At 68.0% G+C, this 25190-nt stretch carries 26 protein-coding genes; 14 read left to right on the top strand and 12 right to left on the bottom strand.

Translation table 11 applies throughout. The annotated features are described in order from the left end of the window. Nucleotides 1–24: 24 nt before the first annotated feature. The 7 genes from ABD256_RS00485 to ABD256_RS00455 form a co-directional block, all read right to left on the bottom strand. Nucleotides 25–852 carry a hypothetical protein gene (locus ABD256_RS00485; RefSeq protein WP_344412081.1) on the bottom strand — a complete coding sequence of 276 codons (828 nt, stop codon included), beginning with the start codon at nt 850–852 and terminating at the stop codon, nt 25–27. 41 nt (nt 853–893) lie between these two features. Further along, nucleotides 894–1592 (bottom strand): SAF domain-containing protein, encoded by a 699-nt coding sequence (locus ABD256_RS00480; RefSeq protein ID WP_344412079.1) that lies wholly within the window; start codon nt 1590–1592, stop codon nt 894–896. 101 nt (nt 1593–1693) lie between these two features. Then, nucleotides 1694–2266 (bottom strand): hypothetical protein, encoded by a 573-nt coding sequence (locus ABD256_RS00475; protein WP_344412077.1) that lies wholly within the window; start codon nt 2264–2266, stop codon nt 1694–1696. A 368-nt stretch (nt 2267–2634) separates the two neighbouring features. Continuing rightward, nucleotides 2635–3198, bottom strand: a complete 564-nt coding sequence (locus ABD256_RS00470; protein WP_344412074.1) for a hypothetical protein — start codon at nt 3196–3198, stop codon at nt 2635–2637. A 77-nt stretch (nt 3199–3275) separates the two neighbouring features. Further along, nucleotides 3276–3920 (bottom strand): A24 family peptidase, encoded by a 645-nt coding sequence (locus ABD256_RS00465; protein ID WP_344412072.1) that lies wholly within the window; start codon nt 3918–3920, stop codon nt 3276–3278. Between the two features lie 389 nt (nt 3921–4309). After that, nucleotides 4310–4771: a winged helix-turn-helix transcriptional regulator gene (locus ABD256_RS00460; protein ID WP_344412070.1), complete on the bottom strand. Its 462-nt coding sequence runs from the start codon at nt 4769–4771 to the stop codon at nt 4310–4312. Nucleotides 4772–5057: 286 nt separating this feature from the next. Beyond that, a complete protein-coding gene (locus ABD256_RS00455; protein WP_344412068.1) occupies nt 5058–5552 on the bottom strand; it encodes an NUDIX domain-containing protein in 495 nt (164 codons plus the stop codon). A gap of 392 nt (nt 5553–5944) precedes the next feature. Here ABD256_RS00455 and ABD256_RS00450 point away from each other — a divergent pair, with 392 nt between their 5' ends. After that, on the top strand, nt 5945–6994 hold the full coding sequence (locus ABD256_RS00450) for an NAD-dependent epimerase/dehydratase family protein (RefSeq protein ID WP_344412066.1): 1050 nt from the start codon (nt 5945–5947) through the stop codon (nt 6992–6994). Nucleotides 6995–7019: 25 nt separating this feature from the next. Here the strand turns inward: ABD256_RS00450 and ABD256_RS00445 are convergent, their stop codons facing one another. The 3 genes from ABD256_RS00445 to ABD256_RS00435 all read right to left on the bottom strand — a co-directional run bounded on the left by ABD256_RS00445 (nt 7020) and on the right by ABD256_RS00435 (nt 10348). After that, nucleotides 7020–8324, bottom strand: a complete 1305-nt coding sequence (locus ABD256_RS00445; RefSeq protein ID WP_344412064.1) for an NsdA family TPR-like regulatory protein — start codon at nt 8322–8324, stop codon at nt 7020–7022. 173 nt (nt 8325–8497) lie between these two features. Further along, the gene (locus tag ABD256_RS00440; protein ID WP_344412062.1) at nt 8498–8860 is read right to left on the bottom strand and encodes a hypothetical protein; all 363 of its coding nucleotides are present in this window, start codon (nt 8858–8860) and stop codon (nt 8498–8500) included. A 21-nt stretch (nt 8861–8881) separates the two neighbouring features. Then, nucleotides 8882–10348, bottom strand: a complete 1467-nt coding sequence (locus ABD256_RS00435) for a helix-turn-helix domain-containing protein (protein ID WP_344412060.1) — start codon at nt 10346–10348, stop codon at nt 8882–8884. Nucleotides 10349–11705: 1357 nt separating this feature from the next. Between ABD256_RS00435 and ABD256_RS00430 the strand changes: the two genes are divergently transcribed. From ABD256_RS00430 to ABD256_RS00400, 7 genes are all read left to right on the top strand, one after another. After that, nucleotides 11706–12206: a hypothetical protein gene (locus ABD256_RS00430; RefSeq protein WP_344412058.1), complete on the top strand. Its 501-nt coding sequence runs from the start codon at nt 11706–11708 to the stop codon at nt 12204–12206. Further along, nucleotides 12203–12610 (top strand): hypothetical protein, encoded by a 408-nt coding sequence (locus ABD256_RS00425; RefSeq protein ID WP_344412056.1) that lies wholly within the window; start codon nt 12203–12205, stop codon nt 12608–12610. Before ABD256_RS00430 ends, ABD256_RS00425 begins: the two co-directional genes overlap by 4 nt. 62 nt (nt 12611–12672) lie before the next feature. After that, nucleotides 12673–12831: an FxLD family lanthipeptide gene (locus ABD256_RS00420; protein WP_344412054.1), complete on the top strand. Its 159-nt coding sequence runs from the start codon at nt 12673–12675 to the stop codon at nt 12829–12831. Nucleotides 12832–12917: 86 nt separating this feature from the next. Beyond that, nucleotides 12918–15890, top strand: a complete 2973-nt coding sequence (locus ABD256_RS00415) for a lantibiotic dehydratase (protein ID WP_344412052.1) — start codon at nt 12918–12920, stop codon at nt 15888–15890. Continuing rightward, entirely contained in the window at nt 15887–16978 is a 1092-nt protein-coding gene (locus ABD256_RS00410; protein ID WP_344412049.1) for a lanthionine synthetase C family protein, read from the top strand. The genes ABD256_RS00415 and ABD256_RS00410 overlap by 4 nt, the downstream gene beginning before the upstream one ends. Before the next feature lie 9 nt (nt 16979–16987). Further along, on the top strand, nt 16988–18211 hold the full coding sequence (gene fxlM / locus ABD256_RS00405; RefSeq protein WP_344412047.1) for a methyltransferase, FxLD system: 1224 nt from the start codon (nt 16988–16990) through the stop codon (nt 18209–18211). 22 nt (nt 18212–18233) lie between these two features. Further along, on the top strand, nt 18234–18686 hold the full coding sequence (locus tag ABD256_RS00400; protein WP_344412044.1) for a hypothetical protein: 453 nt from the start codon (nt 18234–18236) through the stop codon (nt 18684–18686). A 130-nt stretch (nt 18687–18816) separates the two neighbouring features. Here the strand turns inward: ABD256_RS00400 and ABD256_RS00395 are convergent, their stop codons facing one another. Then, entirely contained in the window at nt 18817–19143 is a 327-nt protein-coding gene (locus tag ABD256_RS00395; protein WP_344412042.1) for a hypothetical protein, read from the bottom strand. 38 nt (nt 19144–19181) lie between these two features. Between ABD256_RS00395 and ABD256_RS00390 the strand changes: the two genes are divergently transcribed. The 6 genes from ABD256_RS00390 to ABD256_RS00365 all read left to right on the top strand — a co-directional run bounded on the left by ABD256_RS00390 (nt 19182) and on the right by ABD256_RS00365 (nt 23196). Further along, on the top strand, nt 19182–19475 hold the full coding sequence (locus ABD256_RS00390) for a helix-turn-helix domain-containing protein (protein ID WP_344412040.1): 294 nt from the start codon (nt 19182–19184) through the stop codon (nt 19473–19475). Between the two features lie 155 nt (nt 19476–19630). Next, entirely contained in the window at nt 19631–20077 is a 447-nt protein-coding gene (locus ABD256_RS00385; RefSeq protein WP_344412037.1) for a hypothetical protein, read from the top strand. Then, complete coding sequence (locus ABD256_RS00380) at nt 20070–20837, top strand: HAD family hydrolase (RefSeq protein WP_344412035.1); 768 nt, start codon at nt 20070–20072, stop codon at nt 20835–20837. Before ABD256_RS00385 ends, ABD256_RS00380 begins: the two co-directional genes overlap by 8 nt. Beyond that, nucleotides 20813–21040: a hypothetical protein gene (locus tag ABD256_RS00375; RefSeq protein ID WP_344412033.1), complete on the top strand. Its 228-nt coding sequence runs from the start codon at nt 20813–20815 to the stop codon at nt 21038–21040. The genes ABD256_RS00380 and ABD256_RS00375 overlap by 25 nt, the downstream gene beginning before the upstream one ends. A 166-nt stretch (nt 21041–21206) precedes the next feature. Further along, nucleotides 21207–22145 (top strand): S1 family peptidase, encoded by a 939-nt coding sequence (locus ABD256_RS00370; protein ID WP_344412030.1) that lies wholly within the window; start codon nt 21207–21209, stop codon nt 22143–22145. 553 nt (nt 22146–22698) lie between these two features. Next, on the top strand, nt 22699–23196 hold the full coding sequence (locus ABD256_RS00365; RefSeq protein WP_344412028.1) for a TRADD-N-associated membrane domain-containing protein: 498 nt from the start codon (nt 22699–22701) through the stop codon (nt 23194–23196). A gap of 166 nt (nt 23197–23362) precedes the next feature. Here ABD256_RS00365 and ABD256_RS00360 read toward each other — a convergent pair whose 3' ends face one another. Then, nucleotides 23363–25141 carry a recombinase family protein gene (locus tag ABD256_RS00360; RefSeq protein WP_344412025.1) on the bottom strand — a complete coding sequence of 593 codons (1779 nt, stop codon included), beginning with the start codon at nt 25139–25141 and terminating at the stop codon, nt 23363–23365. Nucleotides 25142–25190: the final 49 nt, after the last annotated feature.

The raw sequence follows: 25190 nt of genomic DNA, 5'->3' as shown, positions 1-25190 counted from the left end.
GTCGGTATCCGTTGTGCGGCAACGTCATCGAGCACCCCCGGTGAGCACGCTCGGCGAGACCGGCGCGGCCGGTGTGCGCAGTTCGGCGGGGGTGTACTGGTGGTAGGTGCCGTGCAAGCGGCGCGCCGCGCGGCGCACGCTGCGCAGCAACGGCGACCGGCGCGGCAGCGTGCCCCCGTCGGCGCCGTCGGAGAACACCGCCGCGGCTCGCGCGTCCGCAGCGACCTGCACGCCCGCCTCCCGGCCCAGCGCCGCGCGGACTTCCCGGCTGCCCGCCGGGGTCGTAGCGCAGACCGCCAACCCGAGCCGTTGCGGGACGATCCGCTCGGCGAGCTCGGCCAACAGCGGGCGCGCGGCCAAGATGTGCCGCTGGGTCGGGCGTACCGCCACCAGCACCAGATCGGCGGCCAGCAGCAGCGGCCACGGGGTGAGCGCGCTGTAGCGGCCGACGTCAACCAGCGCGTCGGCCGGGTGACCGGACGTGGTCTTGAACGCGGCCAGCGCCGCGGTCAACCTTGTCCACCCGGCGGTGCCGACCGCGGCGTGCTGGCCCGGCACGTTCAACCCGGCCAGCAGCCCGACGTGCCGGGCCGCAGGCGCCTGCTGCACGTGGTCGAGCAGCGTGGCCGGGTCGCCCGCCATCGCGTGCCGGGTCGCGGTGGCGTGCGAGAGCACACCGAGGTCGGTGCGGATCGTGCCGTCCACGACCCACTGGCCGAGCCAGCCCGCTGCGAGGTCGCCCCCGGCCGGGTCGCAGTCGGCCAGCAGCACCGGCGCAGGCCAGGCCGCCGCCAACGCGGCCAGCGTAGTGGTCGCGCCGGGTGCTCCCTTGCCGGAGACGATCGTGATCATTGCCAACACCCTCACCGCCCTTCCAGACAGCAGTCGCTCTTCTAGGCGCCGGGTCCGAGCTGGACCAGGACCACTTGGCCCGCGGCGGCGCTGCTGGCGGCCTGCGCGGTGTCCGCGCCGACCAGGACATCGACCGTGACCGCGCCGCTGGAGTCCGGCGGGCCAACACCAAGCACCCGCGCTCGGAACGGCGTGGCCGGGCTCGCCGTGGATTGGCTCGCGTCGGTGCCGGTGCCGCCCGCGACCGGGGTGACCTGGACCAGGTCTCCGGGCGCGAACCCGCGGGCGGGCAAGTGCCCCGGCTTGACCGGAAGCCCGACGAGGCGTTCGCCCGGCCCGGGAATCGGTTGGGCGGACAGCTGGCCGGGGGCGAGCACGGTGCCCGCGGGCAGCGTCGAGCGCGCGACCTGGCCGACCGCTCCGCCTCGATCGCTGGCGGAGATGGAGGCCAGCCGCTGGTCCGGGACCGCCTTGGCCACGCCGAGATCGCCTTCGCCGATCCGCTGGCCCCAGCCCACGTCCCGGGTCAGCACCAGCACGTCGACCCGCTCGTCCTGGCCCGCGATCAGCGCGTAGTTGCCGTACGCCACCACGGCGGCCAGCACCACCGCGACGCCGAGCAGCCACCAGCGCCGCCGCCGGGGCACCCGCGGGCCATCGCCGCCTTCGGCCTGGTCCGCGGCCACCGAGTCGCCGCTGCGCGATTGCGGCGGCCGGGAAAAAGACACAGCAGTACCCACTGGGGTAACTCCTTCCCCGTTCCAGAAATGTTGTTTCCTTTATTTCCGCAGAATGCGAGAAACGAATACTTCGCAGAATGCGGTTGTCAAAGTCCTGTTCGTCAGTTCGCGCGCAGCGCCTGCACCTCGGCGACCGCGAACGAGGCTGCGGCCCGGGAACTCATCTGCGGGAAGTCCCCGCCGACATCAGCCGTACCGTCCGAACCGACCCAGCTCACCGACCACTGGATCGCCCACTCCGCCGTGGCCTGGTCGTTCGGTTGCCCGACCGAGCTGCGGGTATAGACGAACCCGCAGTCCGGGCTGGCGGCGTGCAATCCGTACGAGCGGTCATATGGCGTGCCCGGACCCGCACACGACATCGAGCCGCCGGTTCCGGAGTTGAAGGTCATGCCCACCGGGGTGGCGGTCACCTCGGCCCAGACCGGACCGACCTGCACCCGCTGCACCGCCGGATGCCACGCGCTCCGGTCGGTCCACACCCAGGTGTTCTCCCCGACGATCGTGGCGTCCCGCCCATCGGGCAGGCGTACATCTGGCGAATGCCGCGGCACGGGCAGAGGAAGGCGAAGCTGCTCGAACGCCTGCGCCGCCAGCTCTGCCGGAGTCGGCAGTGGTGGAGCGGCCGGCGCCTCTGGCGCGGGTTCGGCAGGAAGAGGCGGCAGGCAGCGCATCCCGAACGCGCTCCCACCTGGGCGGCCACCACCCGGTGGAGCGCCAACGCCGAACCCGCCGAGGAAGCATCCGGGTGGGATGCCGCTCGGGGGCTCCGCGGTCCCGCCAGCTCCAACCGGCCGGTCCTGACCAGACTTCGGTCGTGGGCCGCCGGGCCGGACCGGCGCCTGCCCGCGCTTCTCCAGCGCTTGCATGTCGATTTGGGGCGGCGCGTAGCGGCCCGACCGGTCGCCCGGTACCACGATGACTTGGCCGTCGTCGTTCGGCGGATCTTCTGCCATCGCTGGTGAAGGCGACATGGTCATCGACCCAGCAACTAGTGACCCGGCGATCAAGGAGGTGATCAACCCGCTTCTACGCCACACCATCAGCATGTCCCGCCGGGAAACGAAACCTGGGCGACCTTCCACCGGCCGTCGCTGGTGTCGCGCTTCAACGATGCGGTGGCCGGATCCCGTGGAACACCAACGGTTTTCCGGTCACCGGTCTTGGCGTCTGCCTGGCCGGTGCGGGAAGCATCCTGGCAATCGACCACCTTCGCGGTGTCGCCATTGACTTCGACCGACACGATTCGAACGGTGACATCGCCGTAGAGCTTGATGCCAGCCTGCTTCTGAGAGCGCATCGCGTTCAGCGTCGTCGTGAGCTGGGGATCAGTCGCAACCGCGGCCACCGTGTCGTGCCAGGTGTCTTCCGGCTTGTCGTCGGCATGCATGGTCTGAGGCCAGAACTGGGTGTAGGCGGCCTCGACCGCCTGCCGCTGGTCCTGCCCGGACGTCGGTGCCGTGGGGACCTGCGATGGAGCCGACAGGGTCGGTGACGACGTCGGTGACGGAGCATCCCCACCGCTACAGCCCGCCACCAGCATGGGCGACAGAGCCGCACCTGCCAGGGCAACGAGCTGGGACCAACGACGGGTGCCGACGATCATCACGAGTACCTCCCCTGTGCTTCCGATTTTGATGTCCGAGCTGACCTTCCTACCCCCGGCTGCGCGCGGCTAGCCAGCTACGCGAACAGCATGCTGACCAAGGCCCCGGCCAGCAGGGACGGCCCGGCGGGAAACTGCGAATTCATACGTCTGGAGCAGGCCACGACCACGAGCGCGACCACCGCGGTGAGTGCGCTGGCCATCAGGAGTCCCCGCAGCAGCCCCTCCAAGCCGAACCAGCCCAGGTACAACGCGAGTGCCCCGTACAGGGCGGTATCCCCGCCTCCCGTGTGGTTGGGCGCCCACGCCTGCACCAGCGCGGCTAGTGCGAACACCACCACCGCCGCGCCGCAGGCGAAGCCGAGCTGCGGCCAACGCTCCTCGATCGCCGCGGCGCCGAGCAAGGCCACCATGCCCCCGCCCGCGAAGGCCGTCACGAGCGGAAATGGCAGTCGCCGACAACGCAGGTCGGTGAGCACGAGTCCGCATCCCAGCGTGCAGGCCCAGCACCACGCGAGCCAGACCGGAGTCGTCCCGAACCGGAACCACCCGGCCCAACACAGCGCCGCGGTCACCGTCGACACCACCGCGAACATCACGGCGCGGGTGAGGCCCGGGGCCGTCAGCGGCGAGCCGACCGCCCGCTCCGCGAGCCTCAGCAACACTGGCCCGGCCAGCAGGCCCGCCGCTCCGACTGCCCACGGCACCAACGAGACCACCACGAGCACCTCCTCCGGAGTGAGCGCAAGTGGGCCAGCGATCGCCGAGAAGAAGATCGGGGGCACCGACCCCCGACAGACCGGTGCCCCCAGATCCGCCATGCCGGGCCGGAGCGGGCTCGGCCACGTCGGGGAGCGGCTCACGAAGCGGAGCCACAAGTCCGGCTAGTTCCGCCGCCGATCTTGGAAACCTCGACATAACCCCACCTCCCAGCGCTCTGACCTGCGGTTGTAATCGATTACCCCACATGTACGCGGTCTGGCGAGCAACTTCCAGCCCCGCCCCGTTCACCGACGCGCCGGTCAACGGGAAATTCCACCCGTTTGGAGCAACTTTGGTCACAGAGCGCGGTCGAGTTACCGGCAAGCGGACTAAGCCTGTGCGCTTTCCGTTACTTCGACGCTCGTCGGCGGCCCGCGGAGCGAGTCTTCGGGCCTGCAGAGCGAGTCTTCCCTGCGCGACGGTGCCGCGGGGAGCCGTCGGCGTTCTCGAACAGGTCGGCGTGGCGGCGTAGCCACGCCTGCATGCTCTCCAGCACGGGAAGCAACTCGGCGCCAGCGTCGGTCAGCCCGTACTCGACCGAGCGATCCCAGCCCTCGGAGAGGGTGGTCTTGTACACCAGGCCCTCTTCGGTGAGCACGCGCAGCGCCTCGGTGATCCGGCTGGGGCTGAGGGTGGCTTTCGTGCCGTTCCAGCGATCGAGGAACGGCCACTCGGCGGCCATCCGCGCGAGGTCGCGCGGGCGGCGCGGACCGTCTCGCAGCAACGCGAGCACTGCCAGATCCCAGTTGCTGTGGAACAGCTTGCCTATGTTGTACGTGTCGACCGCCAGCGTCCAGTCGTTAGCGCGCATCAGCCCTCCCCTGATTGCCCGCCAACGCCGGATTCCAAGCCGTCAGCGGGACCGCGGTGACCGCGTCGAACACCAAGGTCTTTGGTGCCCGGCAACCCCCACGCCTGGTCGCATCGCACGTTCCCCTTAACGTGCGGAGACAGGTGAACCATCCACGCTACCGGCGCCGGTCACAAACCCGCATCATCATCTTGTGTGTCCGAATCCTACAGACGAGACCGACAAAATGACCTCGCGTTAACGCTCAGTAGTTGATCTAGACGCGAGTGTGTGAGCTGCGCTGAGATCAGTCTTCGCCGTCGTTGGGGGCCGAACTGAGCTCGGGAGGCCACCAGGCTTCATCACGGAGCGTGCCTACCGGAAGCCGCCGCCGCACTAGCGGCGGGTAGAGGTCCGTGGCTTCGATGTCATCCCACCGGATCCACACGGCGTCCCACAGCTGGCTGCGGCTGGCGACCTCGACGTCATCGGCACCGACGAGCGAGGTGTCGAACACCAGGTTGATGTGGTTCCCCTCGGGCTGCGGTTCGTCCTCGATCGCGGTGTGGAAGGCGAGGTCGCCGACCTCGGCACCCAGTACTTCACGCAGACGCGCGCGCAGTCCGCCGCAGACGGTCTCTCCGGAATGGATCAAGCCGCCGGGCAGCATGTGCCACCGTCGGTCGCGATGCCGCAGCGTCAGCAAGAACTCTTCACCAAGCAGGCGAGCGATCACTGCATACGCAGAGACCGCCGTCGTCAACTGCGCGGTCGGCCCGGCAGCGCCTCGACCCTCATTCATCTCGCGCACCTCGCTCGTCGTTGCCGTCGGAGGTCACCAGGTTCCGCCGACTCCGCTCGCTGACCCACGCCGTGCGGACCCCTTGACTTCGATGTCGTGCTCCGCACGACGACACCCCCTTGTAACGACCACGAAGCGTTCCCGATCGGGCAACCGCGGCTCGCGCCGTCACCCGTCTGGGGGCACGTCCTACCAGGTCTGTGTGTCGGTGTCGAACCTGCCTTACCCACCCTGAAGCTGTCAGCGATGAAGGCATATCCTGCTCGGCTTGGCATCCATGCCGCATACTGCGGGGCACGTCCGATCAGCAGCTTGTCACCGCGAGGTGGTGACAACAAGGCAGTCACCGGGGCGCATAGCGCAACCCCCGAGGAATTCGCCAGGATGACGGTATGGCTCGTTTGTTGGTCCTCGGCGGCTCCTGGTTCCTCGGCCGTACCGTCGTCGAAGAAGCTCTCGCCCGCAGTTGGGAAGTCACTACGTTTCGCCGTGGCCAAACCGGACACGACGTGGCTGGCGTGACCACCGTTCGCGGTGACCGCACGAATCCCGACGACCTCGCCCGGCTGGCCGCTGGCGGCCCGTGGGACGCGGTGGTGGACACCAGCAGCTTCGTCCCGCGCGAGGCGCATGCGGTGGCGAAGGCGCTCGATCCGGTGGTCGGCCGATACGTACTGGTCTCCACCGTTTCGGTGTACGAGGGGTGGCCGATCGAACCGCTGACCGAAGAGTCGAGCGTTCTCGATTGTCCGAGCACCGCCGGCCCGGACTTCGGCTTCGACGGCAATCCCGGACCTTCGATCTACGGCTTCACCAAGGCAGGCTGCGAACGCGCCGTCACCGAGGTCGTCGGCTACAACCGCGCTGTGCTGCTGCGGCCTGGCGTCATCCTTGGCCCCTACGAGTACGTCGGCCGTCTGCCCTGGTGGCTCCACCGCATCGCGCGTGGGGGCCGGGTTCTCGCGCCGGGCCAACCGCGCCGAAGCATCCAGCCCGTCGATGTCCGCGACGTGGCCACGTTCGCCCTGCACACCGCCACCGCCGACGGACCAGTCGGCACGTTCAACGTGACCGCCAGCGGACGCGAGACGATGAGCGACTTCCTCACGGCATGCCAGCAGGCGACCGGCTCGGACGCGACCTTCACCTGGGTCACCGACGAGGAATGGCTCGTCGCACAGGACGTCGCACAGTGGACCGAGTTGCCTCTGTGGCGCACTTACCGCGGCGCTTGGGCCGTCGACTCCGCCAAGGCGCGCGACGCTGGCCTGATTACCCGGCCGTTCCTCGATACCGCGACCGACACCTGGGCGTGGCTGCGCAGTGGCGGCGATGCCGTTGCACACGAACGCGCCAGCGAGCAAGGGATTGCTCTGGATAAGGAGACCGCGATCCTGAGCGCCTGGGACGCGCGGGAAAGCGATCGTTGCGGCAGCCAATGAGCGCGCTACTCGGGCGGGAGACCGGTTAGTTCCCGGACGGCAGGGCTGGGCGAGCGGTTACCCGGGCGAGGCTGGAGGCGGTGAACGCCTCGATCTCCTCGCCGATGTGCCCGGCTTCGACCGCACCCCGGTAGCGGGTGGCCCCGAGGAGACGGCCGAGACCATGCAGCCGCTGCGCAATCGCCTCGGTTCGGCGAGCTGGCTCGAGTTCGAATACCGGCCCCAGCGCGTCCTGGGCGCCCGCCAGGTCGCCGTGCAACGTCCTGGCCGTGGCCAGGTCAACACGAGCACCCAGCATGCCCGCACCCCACCGCTGTGACTCGGGCATCTGGTCGAACAGCGCGAGTGCGCGGCTGGCTTCGGACTCGGCACGCTGCCCGTCGCCGAGCGCGACGAAGGCCGCGCCACCGCACAACGCTGCACGCGAGCGGTCGAAGGCCAGTTCGCCGCCGATCTCATCCAGGAAGCTGTCCCCGCCTGCCCGGTCGAGTTCGGTCGCTGCGGAATCGAGTTCGGCCTGGGCTTCGTCACGGGCACCGATCAGGGCAAGTGCACGGGCGTGCACGCTGTGCAGGCGAACCCGGGCCGTCCCAGCAGGGGCGGTCTCCAACGCGCCCTCGGCGATGGACACCGCCCGGCGCGGACGGCACCACAACGCGACGGTGACCTGCAACGCGCGTGCCCACGCCTGCAATGACGAGTGATCGACGACGTTGCCGTAGGTATGGGCAGCCCGCGCCTGCTCCTCGGCCACGTCGGCGTGCCCGAGATCCCAGGACACCGACGACAGCAGCCCGCACACCTGTCCGGCGAGCAAGTACAGCTCCGCCTGCTGGCGCGGTTTGTGCGTCCGGTCGAGCTGGTCGTAGACGGTGTCGCGCAGTTGCACCAGCTCGGTCAGCATCTCCAGGGGCGGTGTGGTGTAGTACGCGCGGGCGGCACGCCCGGCTGCCGCGTGCAGGTGTTCCAGCGCGGTTGGGTCGATGGCCGAGGACGACTCGATGGCGTGCTCGGCGGACTGGCGAGCGGCGTTCACGATCAGATCCTGTTCACTCCGAGGGGACTTGCGGTGCGAGGCAATCTCGGCCTTCGGCGGGCCGAGCAACTCCTCCACGGGTTCGTCGAACCAGCTCTGCAGCACCCGGCAGGACTCCGCCCGCGGAGTACCCGGGTCACCCCGGAGCCATCGCTTCGCCGTTCGCTCCGACGTATGCGCGTGGATCCCGGCCTCCTTGGCGCGCTCGGGAAACTCACGCACGAAGTCACCCAGCGAAAGGTGACGCGCGAACAGCAGTTGCTCCAGCCGCGTACGTGGTGTTCTGTCGACCATCCCGTGCCTCCTGCCCGTCACCGTAGCCAGCAACCATCGCTCACGCGCACAACAAGCGCCAGTGGCCTCGATCTGGCCTCAAATGGCCCTTGTTTGGCCCGGGACCGCTCTCGAAGGACGCGGTGTAGAGGACGGTGCCGGTCCGTCTCAACCGACACGTCATCGCCACACGTTTACCGAGGCGACCGCTCGATCTGTTCGAAGATGTCCGCGTCGGTTTCGCGCTGCCATTCGGGAAGATCTGACCAGTCGGCTACGTAGGCTGGCTTCGGCTCTGGGATGTGCTTGTAGATCTGCGCGATCCAGCAGGTGGCGACGAAGCGTCCTTTCTGCTCGCGGGTGAGCTTCGCCGTCTGCCCGTCGCTCAATTCCACGAAGGTTCGCACTTGTTCGTACACCGCCGCAGCACTTTGCCGTTCCCAGTCCGGCGTCTCCTCCCACGGCGCGACGTAACCCGGCTTAGGCTCGCCGGGGTAGTGCCGCTTGACACCGGCGATCCAGGCGTCGCGGAAGATGCGGCCGGGCTCAGAAGACACAGGGAGGCTCCTCTACGTTGATCAGTTAGCGGTGGTCAGGTTCGTGATCTGGCGGTCAAGGTGGCGGACGTGTCGGTCGGCGAGCATCGGCTTGAGCTGGGGCTGCAAGATGCTCAACTTGCGGCCGACGTAGCCGGTTGAACCGGTTTGGCGAGCGGCATCGACCGCCGCTCCGCCGTAGAGCACCGTTTGTTCAGCGTCGTTTCGTTGTGCGCCAACCGCCGCAAGATCGACCAGGACGCCCCCGCGGCGCCGCACGGACAAGCGCTGGTGCAGCGCCTCGTTGAGTGATGGCTCCGCCAGCTCCGGGCGGCCAAGTTCGACGAAGCAACTGCCTCGTTCCTCGTCCAGCCGCGAGTCGGTGAAGCGAAGCCAACCGGTTGCTGCAGGCGAATCCAGTTCGGTGACGAGTGCGGCCGTCTCCAGGGCACGTTGGCACTGGACCGCATCGCCGAGACCGGCGAAGGTCTGCGCTTGGACCGCCGCGACCCACTGCCGCGTCGGCAGAGCAGCGTCGCCGCGGCGCGCCAGATGGGCAGCACCTTCGAGCAGCGGGGCGGCTTGGTCGAATCGGCGTTCGTAGACACCGATGAAGGCATGCCTGGTCATGGCGCACGCCCACAGGTCGGGGGCGTCGGCTTCCTTGCTGGCGCTGGCGGCCAGGGCGTAGCACTGCGCGGCTTCGCTGTAGCAATCGGCGTCGAAGAGGATCTCGCCGCACAACTGGAAGAGGTCTCCGGCCAGCGTGCAGAGCCGTTGGTGGGTGGACGCTGGCTGTGATCGCTGGAGGTGTCCGGTCAGCACGTCGAGCTGGCGGCGGACCATAGGCAAGGCTTGGAGTTTCGAGGGTGACCGCGCGAACTCGTGCCAGAGGCGGCTGTTCAGTCGGCCGTATTCGTCCAGGGTCGCGGTGCCGACGCTGCCGCCACGGTTGGCTGCGGTCAGTCTTTCGATATCCAGTTCGCTTGACGACGGTAGCGCCAGAAGCGACCCGGCCAGGCTCATCACCCGGAGCAGTTCGCGTCGATTCACAGCATCACCCATGGGGGACGGGGCAGCGGGCTGAACAGTTGCGGCCGGTGCAGGCTCGGCGGCTGCGTCCGCGGGGAGCTTGAACCACAACAGCCGAGCGGGAACTCGGAGAACACGCGCCCACTGTATGAGCTTGGCGAGGTCCTGGGTCGGCGGACCGTTCTCGATGCGGCTGAGCTGTGTTTGGTTGAGACCGACCCATGCGGCAACGGTGCTTTGCGGCAGGGGCCGACCATGCCACGGGTGGGTTCGGTACGCGTGGATGACCCGGCCGATGTGCCAACCGTCCAGAGCGTCTTGCATCCGGTCGGTCTCCCAGAACTCCAGCGGGACGACCGGCGGCTCGGCCAGTGCCGCCCGCGTCTGCTTCTGGCAGGCAGCACACGCCGTCCCGCTGTTGTCCGCAGCTAGGCGCGTACCGCAACGGCAGTACCGGTGTCCGCCGTGTTTTCCCATGTCAGAGGTGCCTTACTCCGTGTAGCGATGACGTCGTATCGCAGCGTAGCCAACCTTATGCGTCCGTGGGAATTCCGGATATGCGCCGGATGCATACCGGCCAAGCGGAACACGTCATCCCTGGTCAGTGGCCCTTGCGTCACGGTGAGAAGCGGCGCACGAACAGGTGGCCCCCAACCGGCCGGTAATGGCCCCGGTTTGGCCTGCGAATGCGCCCCTGCTTCACCCGATGGTCATCAACGGCACGAACACGAACGCACACGGACGGGAGGCGCCATGCGGTCAAGCGACCGAGAAGACGAAGAGTCGGCCGGCGACCTTCGTCCGGAGCCGCTCGTGCAGCACGCCATCTGGGTGACCTGCCAGGACGACGGACTGGACCACCTTGTGTACGACGACGACATGGGACGGGCAATCTGCTCCGTCGAGGCCGTCGGCTTCCACGCGTTGTGCGGCCGGATCATTCTTCCCGCACCGATGGTGTCCCCGCCGCTACCGATGTGTCCCGGATGCGTTGCCCAGCGGGATCGGGCCTGCCGAAGTCAGCGACCGGTACGCGGGGCACGCAGTTCTCGGGCGGCGCGGCACCGTTCGCCTGGTTTCGTACGCAAGCTCCTGCATGGGCTCCATGATTCCCTGGCCAGCTCTTCGTCCGCGGGACGGCACGCCTCGTCCGGCGTTCGATACCCCGAGCAGGCTGGCCAGGCTCTGCCCGTGGCGGGGCCGGGGCGCGTCTGCCCCCGGCCCCGCCACGTACCAGGCGTTGGCCCGGACGTGGTGCTCCCGGCGAACCGGCCGGAAGCAGACCTGGAGAGCGGCCTCGCCGTAGCTGACCGGTTCGGTCACAACCGGCAGCGGCCACCCCACAACGGCCCCGACCACCGCTGGCGGCGCACAACGAGGTGCGCAGGCGTGGCGCCAGCAGCGCACGGCACGAGCAGGACTGATCACCTGCCTGGCGAGAGCGCTCCTCGCCACCGTGCGTCTCCCCAGGCGTGGGCGAGCGCGCGGCATCGATCCCCCGACTCGCCGTCAGCCCACGCCGGGGGCCGCGCGGTCCACCCGCCCGCCGCGCGGCCCTCAACCCCGCGGAACCGGAGGGCTGCGTAATGCGCGTTCTGACGCAACCAACGACGTGGGCGCCCGACCGCCACGACGACGACCTCGCGCACCTGCGCGAGACATGCGACGGCCAGCCGCGGTTCATTACTTCCCCCGACGGCCCCGTTCCGGTGGCCGCCTGCGGTGCCTGGCTCGGAGACGGAGAAGCGCCGTCCGGCACTGCCCGCCGGTGTCCGCAATGCACGGAGATTTACCGAGCGATCGGAGGGCTGGCCTGATGAGGCTCTGCGGTTGGTTGGCTGTGAAGAACCCAGGTGGCCAGCCTGCTGGACGGCTGCGTGATCTTGCCGAGTCCGACATCGCTCGATGGCAGGTTCTCCGCCGCGCGGATCGTGGCGGCCTGTCGCTGCACGGCGATCTCGTGGTTGATGAGGGACGTCCGTTGCCGTCCTACCTCAACCCCACCCCGCATGGCCTCATCGGCAAGAGATTGCTGGTGGTGGCGCCGCACCACTTTCTGGATGGCGGCATCAGCGTTCGTGTCGAGCTGACCGCCGCAGGCCGCGCCGAGCTCGCGCGCCTGACTTCTGAACGGCAATACGACCTTCGGGGAAATGCGCGATCGAGTTCTGTCTCGGCTGGTCTCTGTCATCGAGTGAAGGAGTCCTCCATGTGGGAGTGGACATTGGTCATTCTCTCCGCGGTGGTGTTCGTGATCCGGATTGGGTATCTCCTCTTCGACCGACCCAGTCCGTTGGGCACTGATGCGCAGCAGCGTGAACGGACTCGAAAATGACCGCGCCGGTTCTCGCGCCCGAGAAAGGGGGCGACCAGCCCCCGGATCCTGGTGACTTTCGTCCGGTCAACCTCGAAACCCTGGAGCGTCTGCTCGCTGGGCTGCAAGCCTGGGAACCGCCGCCTCGGTCACCTCGGGAGGATGACCGCGGGCGGGAAGAGCCCGGTGACACTGTCCATTGGTATCCCGGATATTTCACTGCTTCTCTGCATGCGGTCGAGCTGTCTTCTGCACCACCGTTGGTGTTTCGGGGCTTGCGGATCCGGTGGGCGGTGTGCAGTGCGCCTGCGACCGTGATCGAGATCCCGGAGGGCAAGGATCGCTGCGAGGCGTGCCAGGCAATTCTTCGCAAACGTGGACTTTTGCTCGAAAACACCAGCACTCCGAAAAAACCTGCCGACTAACGCCAACTTCGCGTTCCCTGGAATGCGAGCGGAGAACCCATTCACGAAAGAAAAGGAAGGGGGTGATTTCGTTGACCGCGGCTCTGATGGAAGCACCGCAGGTGTTCGAGTTGGACGTGCAGGTGGAGACCGACCGGGTTCGGCCGGAGGCGATGGCCTGCCAGACCGACGACGGGTGTGGCTCAACCTGCGAGATCTCGGCTTGTCACTCGCAGAAGTGATACCGGCGGGCGGGCCAGAGTTCCCGATACCTGGCCCGCCCCCTGCCCTTGGCGGTTTTCGTGATTGATCCTTGGAGGTGCGGGCGATGCCCACGGTGGACTACCGCCATTGCGGTACCGGATTGCTGCGCGCGTCGGCGCAGCGCCTCGCTCCGTCGCGGTGGCCGGTGTTGTCCAACGGCCTCGATTGCCGGGCGTGGCTCGATGAGGTCTGGCCGACGGTGGCCGCGGCGGTGACGCATGCCAGCCCGGTGCTCGCTTCGGGTGTCGAGGAGATTCTGCGGGGACGTCAGCGCTCGACGCGGGAGGTTCGGCGGACGACGGAGGCGCTGCTGCGGTACGTGCTGCGGTTCGGCCGCTCCACCCCGTTCGGTCTGTTCGCCGGAGTCGGGCCGGTCATAATCGGCGGCGACACCAAGGTGCGCGGCGGCGACCGGCATCGCGTGGTGGCACGCCCCGATAACCGGTGGCTGCGGCAGGTGATCCAGCGTCTGGAGGCGTGCCCTGAGCTGCTGGCGCGGCTGAAGGTGGTGTTCCACGACGCCGTCGAAGAGTGCGGCGACCGACTCGCGCTCGCCGAAGCGGAAGTGGTGAGCATCCGAAACACCCCTGCAGTCGCCTCCGTGCGCCGCCTCGCGGCCAGCCCGGTCCGCTTCCCGGTGTTGGTCGAGGCGCTGACGGCCGAATACTCGATGGCCGGTGACCCCACCGCGATGTTGTTGTCCTTAGTGGAGCGTCGTTTTCTGGTGACCAACCTGCGAGCGCCGGGAACGGTCAGCGACCCGCTGGGCTTCCTTGCCGATGCCTTGCAGTCACTCGATTTTGACGACGTGCCGATCTCGGCGTTCGCGGCCGAGGTGATCGAGATCCGCCGCGCGCTCGACGCGCTCAACCAGGATTCTTACGAGCAGGCGCGGGCGAGGCTGGCCGACCGGATGCACACGCTCGTCCCCGCGCCCCGCGGGCCATTGTCGCTCGATCTTCGGCTCGATGCCGACGTCCGCCTGCCGCAGCGGGTGGTGCGGGAGATCGAACGCACTGCGGGGGTGCTGGCGCGGTTGGTGCGCGAGCACACCGGAAGCCGGGCTTTTCGGGACTACTTCACCGCGTTCTGCGACCGGTACGGCACCGGAACCCTCGTCCCGGTCCGTACGGTGGTGGACTCCGCGGCGGGGCTGGGGTGGCCGCGCGACTACCCGTCCAGCCCGGCGGCCAGCGGGCGGCACGTGTTCTCCGAGCGTGACCGCCTGCTGCTGTCCTGGATCACGGAGGCGACAGCCCGCGGCGGGCGCGAAGTCGAGCTGGACGACGCCGCGGTGGACGCGCTGGCTGTCGCGGGTGGTGACCCGGACACGATTCCGCCGCACGTCGACCTCGGTGCGCGCATCCACGCTGCGAGCGTGGCCGCGTTGGAGCGCGGTGAGTACCGGTTCACCGTGGCGCCGGGCCGGGTCGCGGGCACGTTGTCGGCGAGGTTGAGCCCGCTGGTGCCCGAGGCCGAGCTGGCGGCGGTGTTCTCCGCACTGCCGACGACCGTCGAGGGCGCGCTCGCCGTGCAGATGTCGTTCACGCCGCCGTACGCGAGTGCGGAGAACGTTGCCCGCCTGCCGCGGTTCACGCCGGAGGTCGTTTCGGTCGGCGAACATCACCGGGACTCCAAGGGCGTGATCGGGATCGACGACTTGGCGATCACAGCGACCCGCCGCCGCCTGCACCTGGTCAGTCTGTCCCGTCGCCGGGTGATCGAGCCGATGGTGTTGCACGCGCTCGCGGTGAAGCAGCAGCCGCCGCTGGCGCGGCTGCTCGGGGAACTGTCTCGGGCGCTGGACAGCGGCTGGACCGGCTTCGACTGGGGGCCGACCGCGGCGGAGTTGCCGTTTCGGCCGCGGCTGCGCTACCGGCGCGCCATCCTGTCTCCGGCCCGCTGGCGGCTTGCCCGCGAAGCCCTGCCCGCCGATCCGACGGGCTGGAACGACGCGCTGGAGCGGTGGTGTGCGACGTGGCGCTGCCCGGACCGCGTCGAGCTGCGCGACTTCGACCAGCAGCTCCCGCTGAACCTGACCGTGCCCGCGCACCGGGAGGTGCTCTTCCACCACCTGCGCCAGCACGACGAGGCCGTCCTGGTCGAGGCGCCCGAGCCGGAGGCCGACGGCTGGCTCGATGGCCACCCGCACCTCGTCGTGCTGCCGCTGGTGTCGCGGAAGGAGCCCGAGCCCGCCCCGCGCGTTCAGTCCCTTCCGGTTCTCGGCAGCGAGCACGGGCATCCGCCTGCTTCGCCCCGATCTGGCTGGCTGTACGTGAAGCTGTACCTGGCTGAGTACCGGATGGACCCCCTGCTGGTGCACGAGCTGCCGGAGCTGCTGGCCGAGCTGGGCGAGCGGGACTGGTGGTTCGTGCGCTACCCGCAAGCCCGGGAAGGCGACGAGCCCGATCATCTGCGCCTGCGCGTGCGCACCGATGGCGACGGCGACAAGATCCTGGCTGCGATCACCACGTGGGCCGAGCGGCTGCGCACCGACGGGCTACTCAGCCGCTGGGGCTTCGACACCTACTACCCGGAGGCCGGTCGCTACCGGGCCATCGACGAGGCCGAGACCGTGTTCGCCACCGACTCGCGCTACGTCCTCGCCGGGCTCACCCACAGGACCGCAGCGGGGCCGTCGCCGGTGGCGGCCACCGGCCTGTCGCTGTTCGATCTCGCCGCCGCGTTCCTGGGCGACCACCAGCGCGCCGCCGACTGGCTGCCTCGGCAGGTGCCTCCGGCGGTGCCGGACCGCGGTGACGTTGATCAGGTGACCAGCCTGGTCCGTAGCCGGGCATGGCGGGACGCCGCGGAACCGGCCGACGTCACCTCGGCGCTGGACGCTCGCGCCGAGGCGCTACGCCGGTACCGGCACGCGCTGCCCGCCGACGCCGATCTTGACGCCTGCCTCCATGCTCTGCTGCACATGCACCACAACCGCGCCCTCGGCGTCGACCGAGACCGGGAAGCCATTTGCTTGCGGCTGGCGCGCCAAGCCGCCGCAACTTGGCGCAGCACTTCCGGGAGGCAGCCGTGACCGCGCAATCGCTGGCCGACGGCCCCGCCGGGCAGGCGCTGTTGGCCCTGGAACGCGGCCAGGACGCTCACCGCTGGCTGGCCGCCTTGGTGGCCGAACCGGTGATGGCCTACCCCGAGGAAGCGAGCTTGTTCGAGGGCGCACCCGCGGTCGCGTTCACCCTCGTCGCCACCGACCAACGGCGGGCGCTATCCGTACTCGATGACCACGTCGAGAAGATCACCCGGTCCCGGCTTGAGGCCGCCTACCAACGCATGGGCCGCGGCGAGCTGGCCGACAAGCGCGAGTTCGACCTCATCGGCGGCCTGACGGGGCTAGGTGCCTACCTGCTGCGCCGCGGCACCGCCGACGACCTGCTGCGCGAGGTGCTGCGCTACCTCGTGCGTCTGACCCAGCCGCACCCGGACCGGCGGCCCGGTTGGTGGGCCTGCCACGGTCCCACCGGTCCTGGCCCGGCCTGGCAAACCGGGCACGGCAACCTGGGCATGGCCCACGGCATCGCCGGGCCGCTGACGCTGCTCTCGCTCGCGCTGCGCCGCGGCATCGTCGTGTCCGGGCAGACCGCGGCCATCGACCGGATCTGCCGGTGGCTGGACCGCTGGCGCTGCGGTGTTCCGCCACGAGCATGGTGGCCCGAGGCCATCAGCCAGGCCGACCACGCGCGCGGCGCTGCGCACCAGGCCGGACCATCGAGACCGAGCTGGTGCTACGGCACGCCGGGCATCGCCCGCGCGCAACAAGTCGCCGGCCTCGTACTCGGCGACCGAGCCCGGCGACGGTGCGCCGAGAACATCCTGGCCTGGTGCCTGGGCGACGAGCAGCAGCTCGCCCGGCTCGGTGACGTGTCGCTATGCCACGGATGGGCCGGGGTTGTGCACACTGCCTGGCGCGCCGGCCGCCACAACGACCAACTCGCCGCCAGGCTCCCGCGCCTGCTCGACGGCCTCGCCGTCAACCTGACACGCCAGCCTCCGGACCGGCGCGGGCTGCTCACCGGCACCGCCGGGGTCATGCTGGCCCAGCGCTCCGCCCGCACGAACACGCCACCGGTCACGCAGTGGGACACCTGCCTGCTGCTCAACGAATGAAAGGAAGCGATGAACAACACCACCGACACCACCGCCAGCTCACCGGAGACCCTGCGCGAGACCATGCTCGCCAAGGTCCAGCAGAAGGGCTACGCGAAGCGCCCCGAGGTGGCGCGGGTGCTGCGTGAGGTGCCGCGGCACGAGTTCGTACCCGAAGCCGACCTGGACGCCGCGCACAACCCCTGGCAGGCAGTGATCACACACCGCTTCGCCGACGGCACCTCGCTCTCCTGCGCCTCCGCGCCGTTCGTCGTGGCGATGATGCTCGACCAGCTCGCCGTGGAACCCGGCAACAAGATCCTCGAGATCGGTGCTGGGACGGGATACAACGCCAGCCTGCTGGCTGAGCTGACCGGCAACGACACGAACGTGGTCACCATCGACATCGACCCCGACGTGACCGAGCAGGCCACCCGTAACCTGGCCGCCGCCGGTTACGGCGGCGGGCACGTGGTCACCGGCGACGGCGCGCTCGGTGTCCCCGAGCACGGCCCGTACGACCGGCTGATCGCCACCGTATCCCCGTGGGACATTCCCTGGGCGTGGTGGCGGCAGCTCGCCCCCGGCGCCCGCGTGGTGCTGCCGCTGCGGTGGCGCGGCCAGGCGCGCTCGGTCGCGTTCACCTACCGGGATGGGCGGCTGGTCTCCGACTCGATCGAACTGTGCGGCTTCGTCTACCTCGTCGGCGAGGACGAAGGCGAACAGTCCGCGCCGATCACCTCTGACGAGACCATCCTGCTGCACTGGGACCGCGACCAGCCCTTCGACCTCAACGCCTTGCACGGAGTGCTCGATCGGCCACGTGCCAGCGAATGGTCCGGGATCACCATCGCGGGCGACGAACCCCACGACGGTGTATGGCTCCGGCTGACCGTCACCGACCCGCGCGTGTGCCGCATCAACGTCCCCGCCGACACCAAACCCGCGGTCTGCGACCCGATCTCGCCCGGTCGCGCACCCGCGCTGGTGGAGGGCAGCTCGCTGGCCTACCTCACCTCCCGCCGCCACGAGGACGGCGACACCACGCGGTGGGAGCTGGGCGCGACCGGGCACGGCCCCGCCGCGACCGATCTCACCCGCCACCTCTGCGAGGAGATCCGCGCCTGGTCGGTACAGGGCGAACGCAAGCCCAGCCTCGTCGCCTACCCCGCCGACACCCCCGACAGCGAGCTGCCCGGACCGGTGATCGACAAGACCCACAGCAGGCTCGTCCTCACGTACGAAACCGAGTAAGCAGGTCGGCGAGGAGCAGATGATGACCAGGAAGCCCGAACCGCTGACCGAGCAGGCAGTCGATGCCTTCGAGACCGAGTTGATCCAGGCGTTCCGTCGTGCCGTCCGCACCCGGGATCTGCAACCGGTCATCGAACTCGCCGACTTCCTGGTCGCCAGCGGAGCCACCGTGCGCTCCCGCGGTGGTTTGCTCGGGCTCTTCTGGTTCCAAACCTCAATGCTTGACAAATTCCGGGTCGACCAGAGTTCGGGGAGCAGCTACGGGATGCTCGGGCTCCAGCTCGTGAACGAAGGCTGGTGCACCCATGCGGACATGGACAACGGCATCTCCGAGTATCTCTTCCACCTGGGACTCCGCAAAGGATCTCTACCCAACGCCCTCTATGACCTCATGTTGGAAACTGGGAGGCATCGAAAACACTTTCGCCAAGTGATCCGCGCGGCAAAAATCACAAGATTGGAAAACGAGAACTAATCTCGTATGCACTCATTATCAAGGCGGCGAGATTTCATCAAGAAATGGCCGGGAACCGCACGGGGGCTAGCTGGCGATGTGGTGGCTCTGGACTATCCTCGCCGTGCTGGGCGGACTCGTCGTCACAACCCTACTGGGCACGTGGCGCTACGCCCACCGCGGCCGACACCCACCACCACGGACCGGCCCAGGCCCACGCATCAGCGGACCGCAGGCACGTATCGCCCGTGAACGCCTTGACGACCTCAACGCTCGCCGCGCCGCGCTCGGCAAACCGTCCGCGACAGAGATCCGTTACCTCGGCGATGGCACCGCCACGACCGATGACGATATTCCACCCAACCAACCGCTGAATACCGACCACGACAACAAGCGGAGCGCGCAATAAGTGCGCCCCACCCGCGAAATAGTCACACGATAATCGAAAACGCACACCCTTGGTCGCCAGTTCTGTCACGGGGTTTCACCAAGTGCACCCAAATGGAGCCCGCAAGAATGAAGGAAAACAGCTCCTTGTCAACCGATGAGCGCAAGATTTTGGAAGTCCTCGCCGAATCGGAACAAGGCATGGACTGCCGCGAAGTCGCCAATCAATCCGGTATGAGCCTGGCCGGGACCTACCGACTGCTGTCGGCGTTGCACAACAAGAAGCTGACCACGAAGACCACCGTGGCGCATGACAACGGGCTGAGGGTGCTCCTGCACGCCGCATCGCCGACAGGTCAGCAACGACTGCTCCCTGCGAGGGAACGGCAACCAGCAGAAGACCAGCAAGTTCCGCCGAAGTAAGGCAGCCAAATACCCGGTGGAGTTGCGCGCGTGCGCGTTCCCGCATCGCTCGCACCGCTGCCCCCGCCGGGTTCCCTGCCGGGCGGGGCAGTCATCGCCTCCCCGCCCCGCCCGGCCCTAAACGAAATCCCAAGCCACGAAAGGACGAAGCGTCAATGCACATCCGGCCCGTGACCCGACTCCCTGACGAACAGCACCCGCCGCTGGGGCCGCACACCGACGCCATCATCAAGGCGTTCGAGTCGCGCGACTGGATCTTTCTGGACTGTCACGACGCGAACACGGCCTTCTTCACTTACCGCGGAAGCTTCGGCTGGATCGACTTCGAGCGGAAGGCATACACACCCAGCGACATCGACCTGGCCACGTTGGACTGCCTCGTGATTCGCGACCGCAAGACCTTCCTCGCCGAGGTAACCACCTGCGGCGTGACCAAGGGATGCTCGCACCACCGAAGCATGACGGTCAGGTTTCCGTTCGACGGACTGGTGCTGCCCGACCAGCTCGACGAGCACGAGACCCAAGCGCGGGACATCGACACCGCTGAGGTCGCGCAGTGCCTGCTGTTCCGGGAGTGCAGTGAGGCGGTCTGCCGTGGTTGACCTGATCGTGGTCGACCTCGGCCACACCACGGGCAGGTTCACGGGCGACTCGACCAGCGCGGTATTGCGCGCGCTGTCCCCGCTGACTTCGGTCGCCCCGCATCGCATCGTCGAGACCGTCCGCTGCGTGCTGCACCGCGCGCCCGAGCTGACCGATGAGTTGGCCGCTCAGGTGTGTCAGCGCCTGCTGATTCCGCCCAGCGAGTTCCCGACGTCCTGGGAGCGCGGATACGCCCCGTACGAATACACAGGTCGTGCGCTGGACGAGCTGTGCCGGATCGCGCCCGTGGTAGCGCTGTCCAATATGGCGGTCACGGGCGGGCCGGAGCGGGTCGCTGCGGTAAAGGCAGCGCACCGCGGCGACCTGGTCGCGGTGTACACGAGCTACCAAATCGGCGGAGCGAAGCCCGAGCCGTGGCTGTGGCAGGCCATCGCCGCGCGCCACGGCGCGGACATCGAGCGCGTGGTTCACGTCGGCGACCGGCTGGACGCCGACGTGTACGGCGCGTTGGTCGCCGGTGCGCGCGTGGTGCACCTGACCCACGGCGACGGCCTGGCCGTGTATCCGAAGAACAGCGAGGGCCGCGTGTTCGCAGCACGCGACCCCGGTCGTGCGCGCATGGGCGACGTAGGCCGCTATGGAGGACATGGACGGGGCAGCGAGGCACTGCGCCGCGCAGCGGAAGAGACCGCCGGCGAGTTGGAAGGTTTCCTTCGCTGCGCGAGATGGTCGCCTTGGACGCGACCACCGACCAGGTGATGACCTATGGCCGCACCGTGCGGGAGATGCAAGCCGCCATGCTGCGGCGCGACGTTGCCGCGCACGGGAAAGCGCTCGGGATGATGATGGCGATCCGGCGCTTGCAGGACTGCGGCGCCGAGTGCCCGGCCGTGCGCGTGACCTCCTTCCTAGAACAGGACATCCGCAACGTCCCAGACGACGGCCTACCCCTTCTCGATTGATCACGCTCTCCGGCCCAGGTGCGTGTGGCGACCAGCCACCGCCAGCGGTCCGAAGCAGTGCCACCAGACGACCGGACATCCCGGTTGAGAAGAAAACCGAATCGAACAACAGAAAAGAGGGATCCATTTGCGGCACAAGCGAATAACAGGCGCACTGTTCGCGCTCGTGTTTGCCTTCGCCAGCCTCGTCGCTCCCGCCACCGCGGACGCGATCGTGGGCGGCATCCCGGCGAGCGACGAGTACGCCTTCTCCGGCTCGGTCCAGACGCCCCACAAGGGCGAGAAGGACTGGCACACGTGTGGAATCACGTTGATCACGCCACTGCACGCGCTCGGGGCCGCGCACTGCCAGACCAACTTCGAGGGCGGGTCGAAGCTGCGCCGATTCGGCGCGGCGACGGCAGAACCTCCGCCGGACTTCGAGGACCCGTCCCGGTTCCATGTGCAGTTCGGCAGCCACGATCGGCTGCATGGCACCGAGGTCCGCGGCGTGGTCAAGATCAGCAAGCCACCGGAGTGGGCGAAACTGAAGAAGACCCCGCGCGGCGAAGTGGGTGACCTGGTGATCCTGACCCTGGATCGCCCGATCACCACGATCCGCCCGGCGGGCCTGGCTGAGGTGAACCCGCGGTTTCCGCTGCGGGAGATCGGCTGGGGCCTGCACTCGGTGGACGACGTAGGCAAGGGACCGGCACCACGCTGGCTGCACGAGGCGGACGCACCCGGCGTGGTGCGCACGTCGGCGGACTGCCGGGGCGCGGATCTCGGCGTGGACGAACTCTGCGTCCGCAAAGGCCGCGACGCGGCCAACCCGGCGAAACCCGCCGGGGAGTGCTACGGCGATTCGGGCAGCCCGGCCCTCCAACGCGGCCGCGACGGCGACTGGAACGTGGTCGGCGTGGTCAGCCGCGGTCCCGAAGGGCCGAACGGTGAACCTCGGTGCGCCACGGATGCTGTGATGCCGAAGCCGACGTACTACCTCAACTGGATCATCCAGGAGGTGTCGGCGCAGGGCGCACAGGTACGTCTGGCTGAACTTCCACGGGATTCCGGGAGGCCAGGCGACGCCCAGCCGGTGGTCCAGCCCGTAGGCGCCGCGGCATAACCGCACGAGAAAGGTAGCCCCGTCGCTCGAGGCTGGCGACTTCGGTCTTCCGGCGAGCGGCGGGGCACCACTCGGCCTGCACGGTGGTGCGGCGGGCCGCTCTGACGCGAAGCGCGTCGAAACTCGTTCGCATGGCTAATGGTAGTTTCGCGCGAACCGTCTGGATGCCGCACGCGCGATGGTGCAAGCTTCTCCCATGCGACTGCTGCGGCTACTGCGCCCAAGGTGGAAGTGTGGGGCTACCACCAGAGGCGGGTACGTGTGTCGAAGGTCGGTTCGCCTTCCGTGGCAACACTGCCATTTCCACAGCACGGAGAACAGAACTCTCCGTGACCTCAATATCGAACCTTCACCAGACCCGGTCGACCAGGCGTCGCCATGCGACGTCGGTTCCCCGTCGGACAGCACCGGCGGGCGACACGACGAAAACGTCGACCAGGGAGAGCAGCCATCGCATCAATCAGTCGTCGTCAACGTCGATTCCAGCCGCAATACGTCGACCAAACACCTTGCTGAGACGCTACGCCAGTACTCGGACGGCAACGCTCGACTCATGGTCAAGTACTACGCGCACGCCCACCGGCAAGCCTCGATCAGCTTTATGCTCAGTATCGCCTTCGCTGTCATCGGGTTCGCCATCTTTGCTGCTGCGGCAGTCAGCTATCTTCGTAACCCGGACCAGGTTGGCGGCGCCATCATCGCCACAGTCGCCGGAGCGGTCAACGAAGCGATCGGGTTTCTGTTCTTCCAGCGCGCTGACAAGGCGAGAGATTTGATGGTCACCATGATCGACCGACTACGGACCGACCGCGAAGCTGACCGCCAATTCGTCAGCGCACTTGGTGTCATTGACCAGATCGAGAACCCGGCCGTCCAAGATTCTCTGCGCGCGGCGATCGCAACCCAGTACGCCGGTTGCTCGTCCACCTCGCTGTCCGATATCGCGGCTTTGGCCGAATCCAAGGTGTTCGCCCAAACCGCGAAGGACTCACCCAACATCTACATCAACGGCCCATCCGCCTCTGCCAGCAACGGAGCAAAAGCTCCCTGACACCGCACCGGCCGCCACTGCGCGGCAGGCCCGGACTGGCGCTTAATCATTGGGCGCAGCTACGGTCCTTCGCATGAATACGCATCCTGCACATGGATGCAACGAACAGGTGTTCGAGTCTCGGACACTCTTTTACCCCACGGATCTCCAAGTCCGTGGGGTAGTTCTATTTCGAAGTATGGACGTCACCTCCCGAGGATAGTGGCTTCTCGATGCCTGCCAAGTGCACACTGTGACGGTCCTTGGCGTCCCCCTCTCGGCGGGCGGCTGCGTCGCCAGTGCGGAGATTCCAGTCCAAGGCGAGCGTGGTCTGGCTGGATGAGATCGGCAGACTGACGATCTTTCGTGCTGCGGTTAGCTGGAGTTCTCGGCCTTTATGGCTGCAGACGAGCTCCAGCCCTCGACGACGAAGGCATTCACCGACATCGAGCAGACTATGGCCCTCGGCCTGTCCGTCCTGGTGAAGTAGACCAACCACGGTCTCAAGAAGGTGTTCCTCGCGGGCGTAGACATTGCGCGGCGCATGATCCGACCGCGGCGTGGCCGTGGTGTAGCCGTGACGGCAGCGGTGACCCGGACGACCGTGCACCCAATGCGCATCCATCCGACGACCACACACCCCACACGCCACCAGTCCAGCCAACGCGTACTCGCGCGTAGCGCCGTCCTTGGTGGGTCGCCCGGCGCGTATCCGCTGAACCGCGATGAACGTGGTCTCGTCCACTAACGGGGTATGAGCCAGTTGCTCGGATACCTCCCACTCCCTCACTGAGTTCCGGCGAACAGTGCCCGAGCCTCGACCACCGCTACGTCCGCCGACACCGTGCCCCTTGGTGGTCTGGCGGTTCCAGACCTGCCGTCCGGTGCACCTCGGGTTCTCCAAGATCATCCCGACGGTACGGACGATCCACCGCGTCCCGGACCTGTGCGAGTTCCGCGTCGGATCAGCACTCGACGGGCACGGAACACCGCGGTCGTTCAGCTCCCGCACCAACGACGCTACCGACCGACCGCGAGCCCGCTCGGCGAACATCCATCGCACCCACTGCGCAGCCCCCGGATCCGGCTCCAGCACATGCAGGCGCCGCCCCCATCGCACGTGGACGGCGTTCGGATGGGGTCCACCGTCGGCCAACCGGTACCCATACGGCGGACGACCACCAAGGAAACGCCCCTGCAACCGCGTCTGCGCACGCATGGCTGCCATCACACGGTGCCGAGCCCGTGCCACCTCACGCTGCGCCTGCGCCCCCAGCAACGTCATCAACGCCAGATGAACCGGACTGTTCAACTCGACCGGTCCGCCGGCTTCGGGCAACCACACCTGCACGCCGACCGCATTCAGCTGAGCGACCACCTCGCGAAACTGGTCACCGTGGAAAGCCCGCTCGTACTCCCCCACCACCACAGCATCGAACTCACAATCCCGGTTCTCCGCAGCTGCCAGCAACGCAGACGCCGACGGTCGATCTCGCCACGACCACCGCCGCGACCGGCCCTCATCGAAAAACTCGACCACGACTTCACCGACGCCATCGACCAACTCATCCGACACCCCGCGTTGCCAGGCACGCGACGTCTGCGCGTCCTGGAATTCGCTGGTCGACATCCGGCCGTAGAACGCAAACCGCACACCCTCTACCGCCCCGCCAGGAGCTCGCAGCGAACCACGGCGAGCCGCCACAGCCTCCACAAACTCCGCCGCAGCCAACCGGCCCATCTCCGCCCCTTCCGCCTGCCCGGAGCCGAGACCGCGCCGAGTACATACACATGACGAAAGACGACCGAGCACCGCCCGAACAGACCAACGACGAACACCGCCACATCCGTCGGGCAAGTAAGACACCTTCGACAGCTCGAGATCATTGATTGTTGCGTCCAAAATAGTGCGCGCCAGCAGGGTAACGGTGGCGCCACAAGAAGATTGCTTAATGGTCTCGCACACGCCGCTGATTCTGACGTGAGCTCACAGTCGCCTTCTCACGGATGTGATC

This window comes from Amycolatopsis minnesotensis (assembly GCF_039529815.1).
Lineage (GTDB): Bacteria > Actinomycetota > Actinomycetes > Mycobacteriales > Pseudonocardiaceae > Amycolatopsis > Amycolatopsis minnesotensis.
This window is presented reverse-complemented; position numbering and strand designations above follow the sequence as displayed.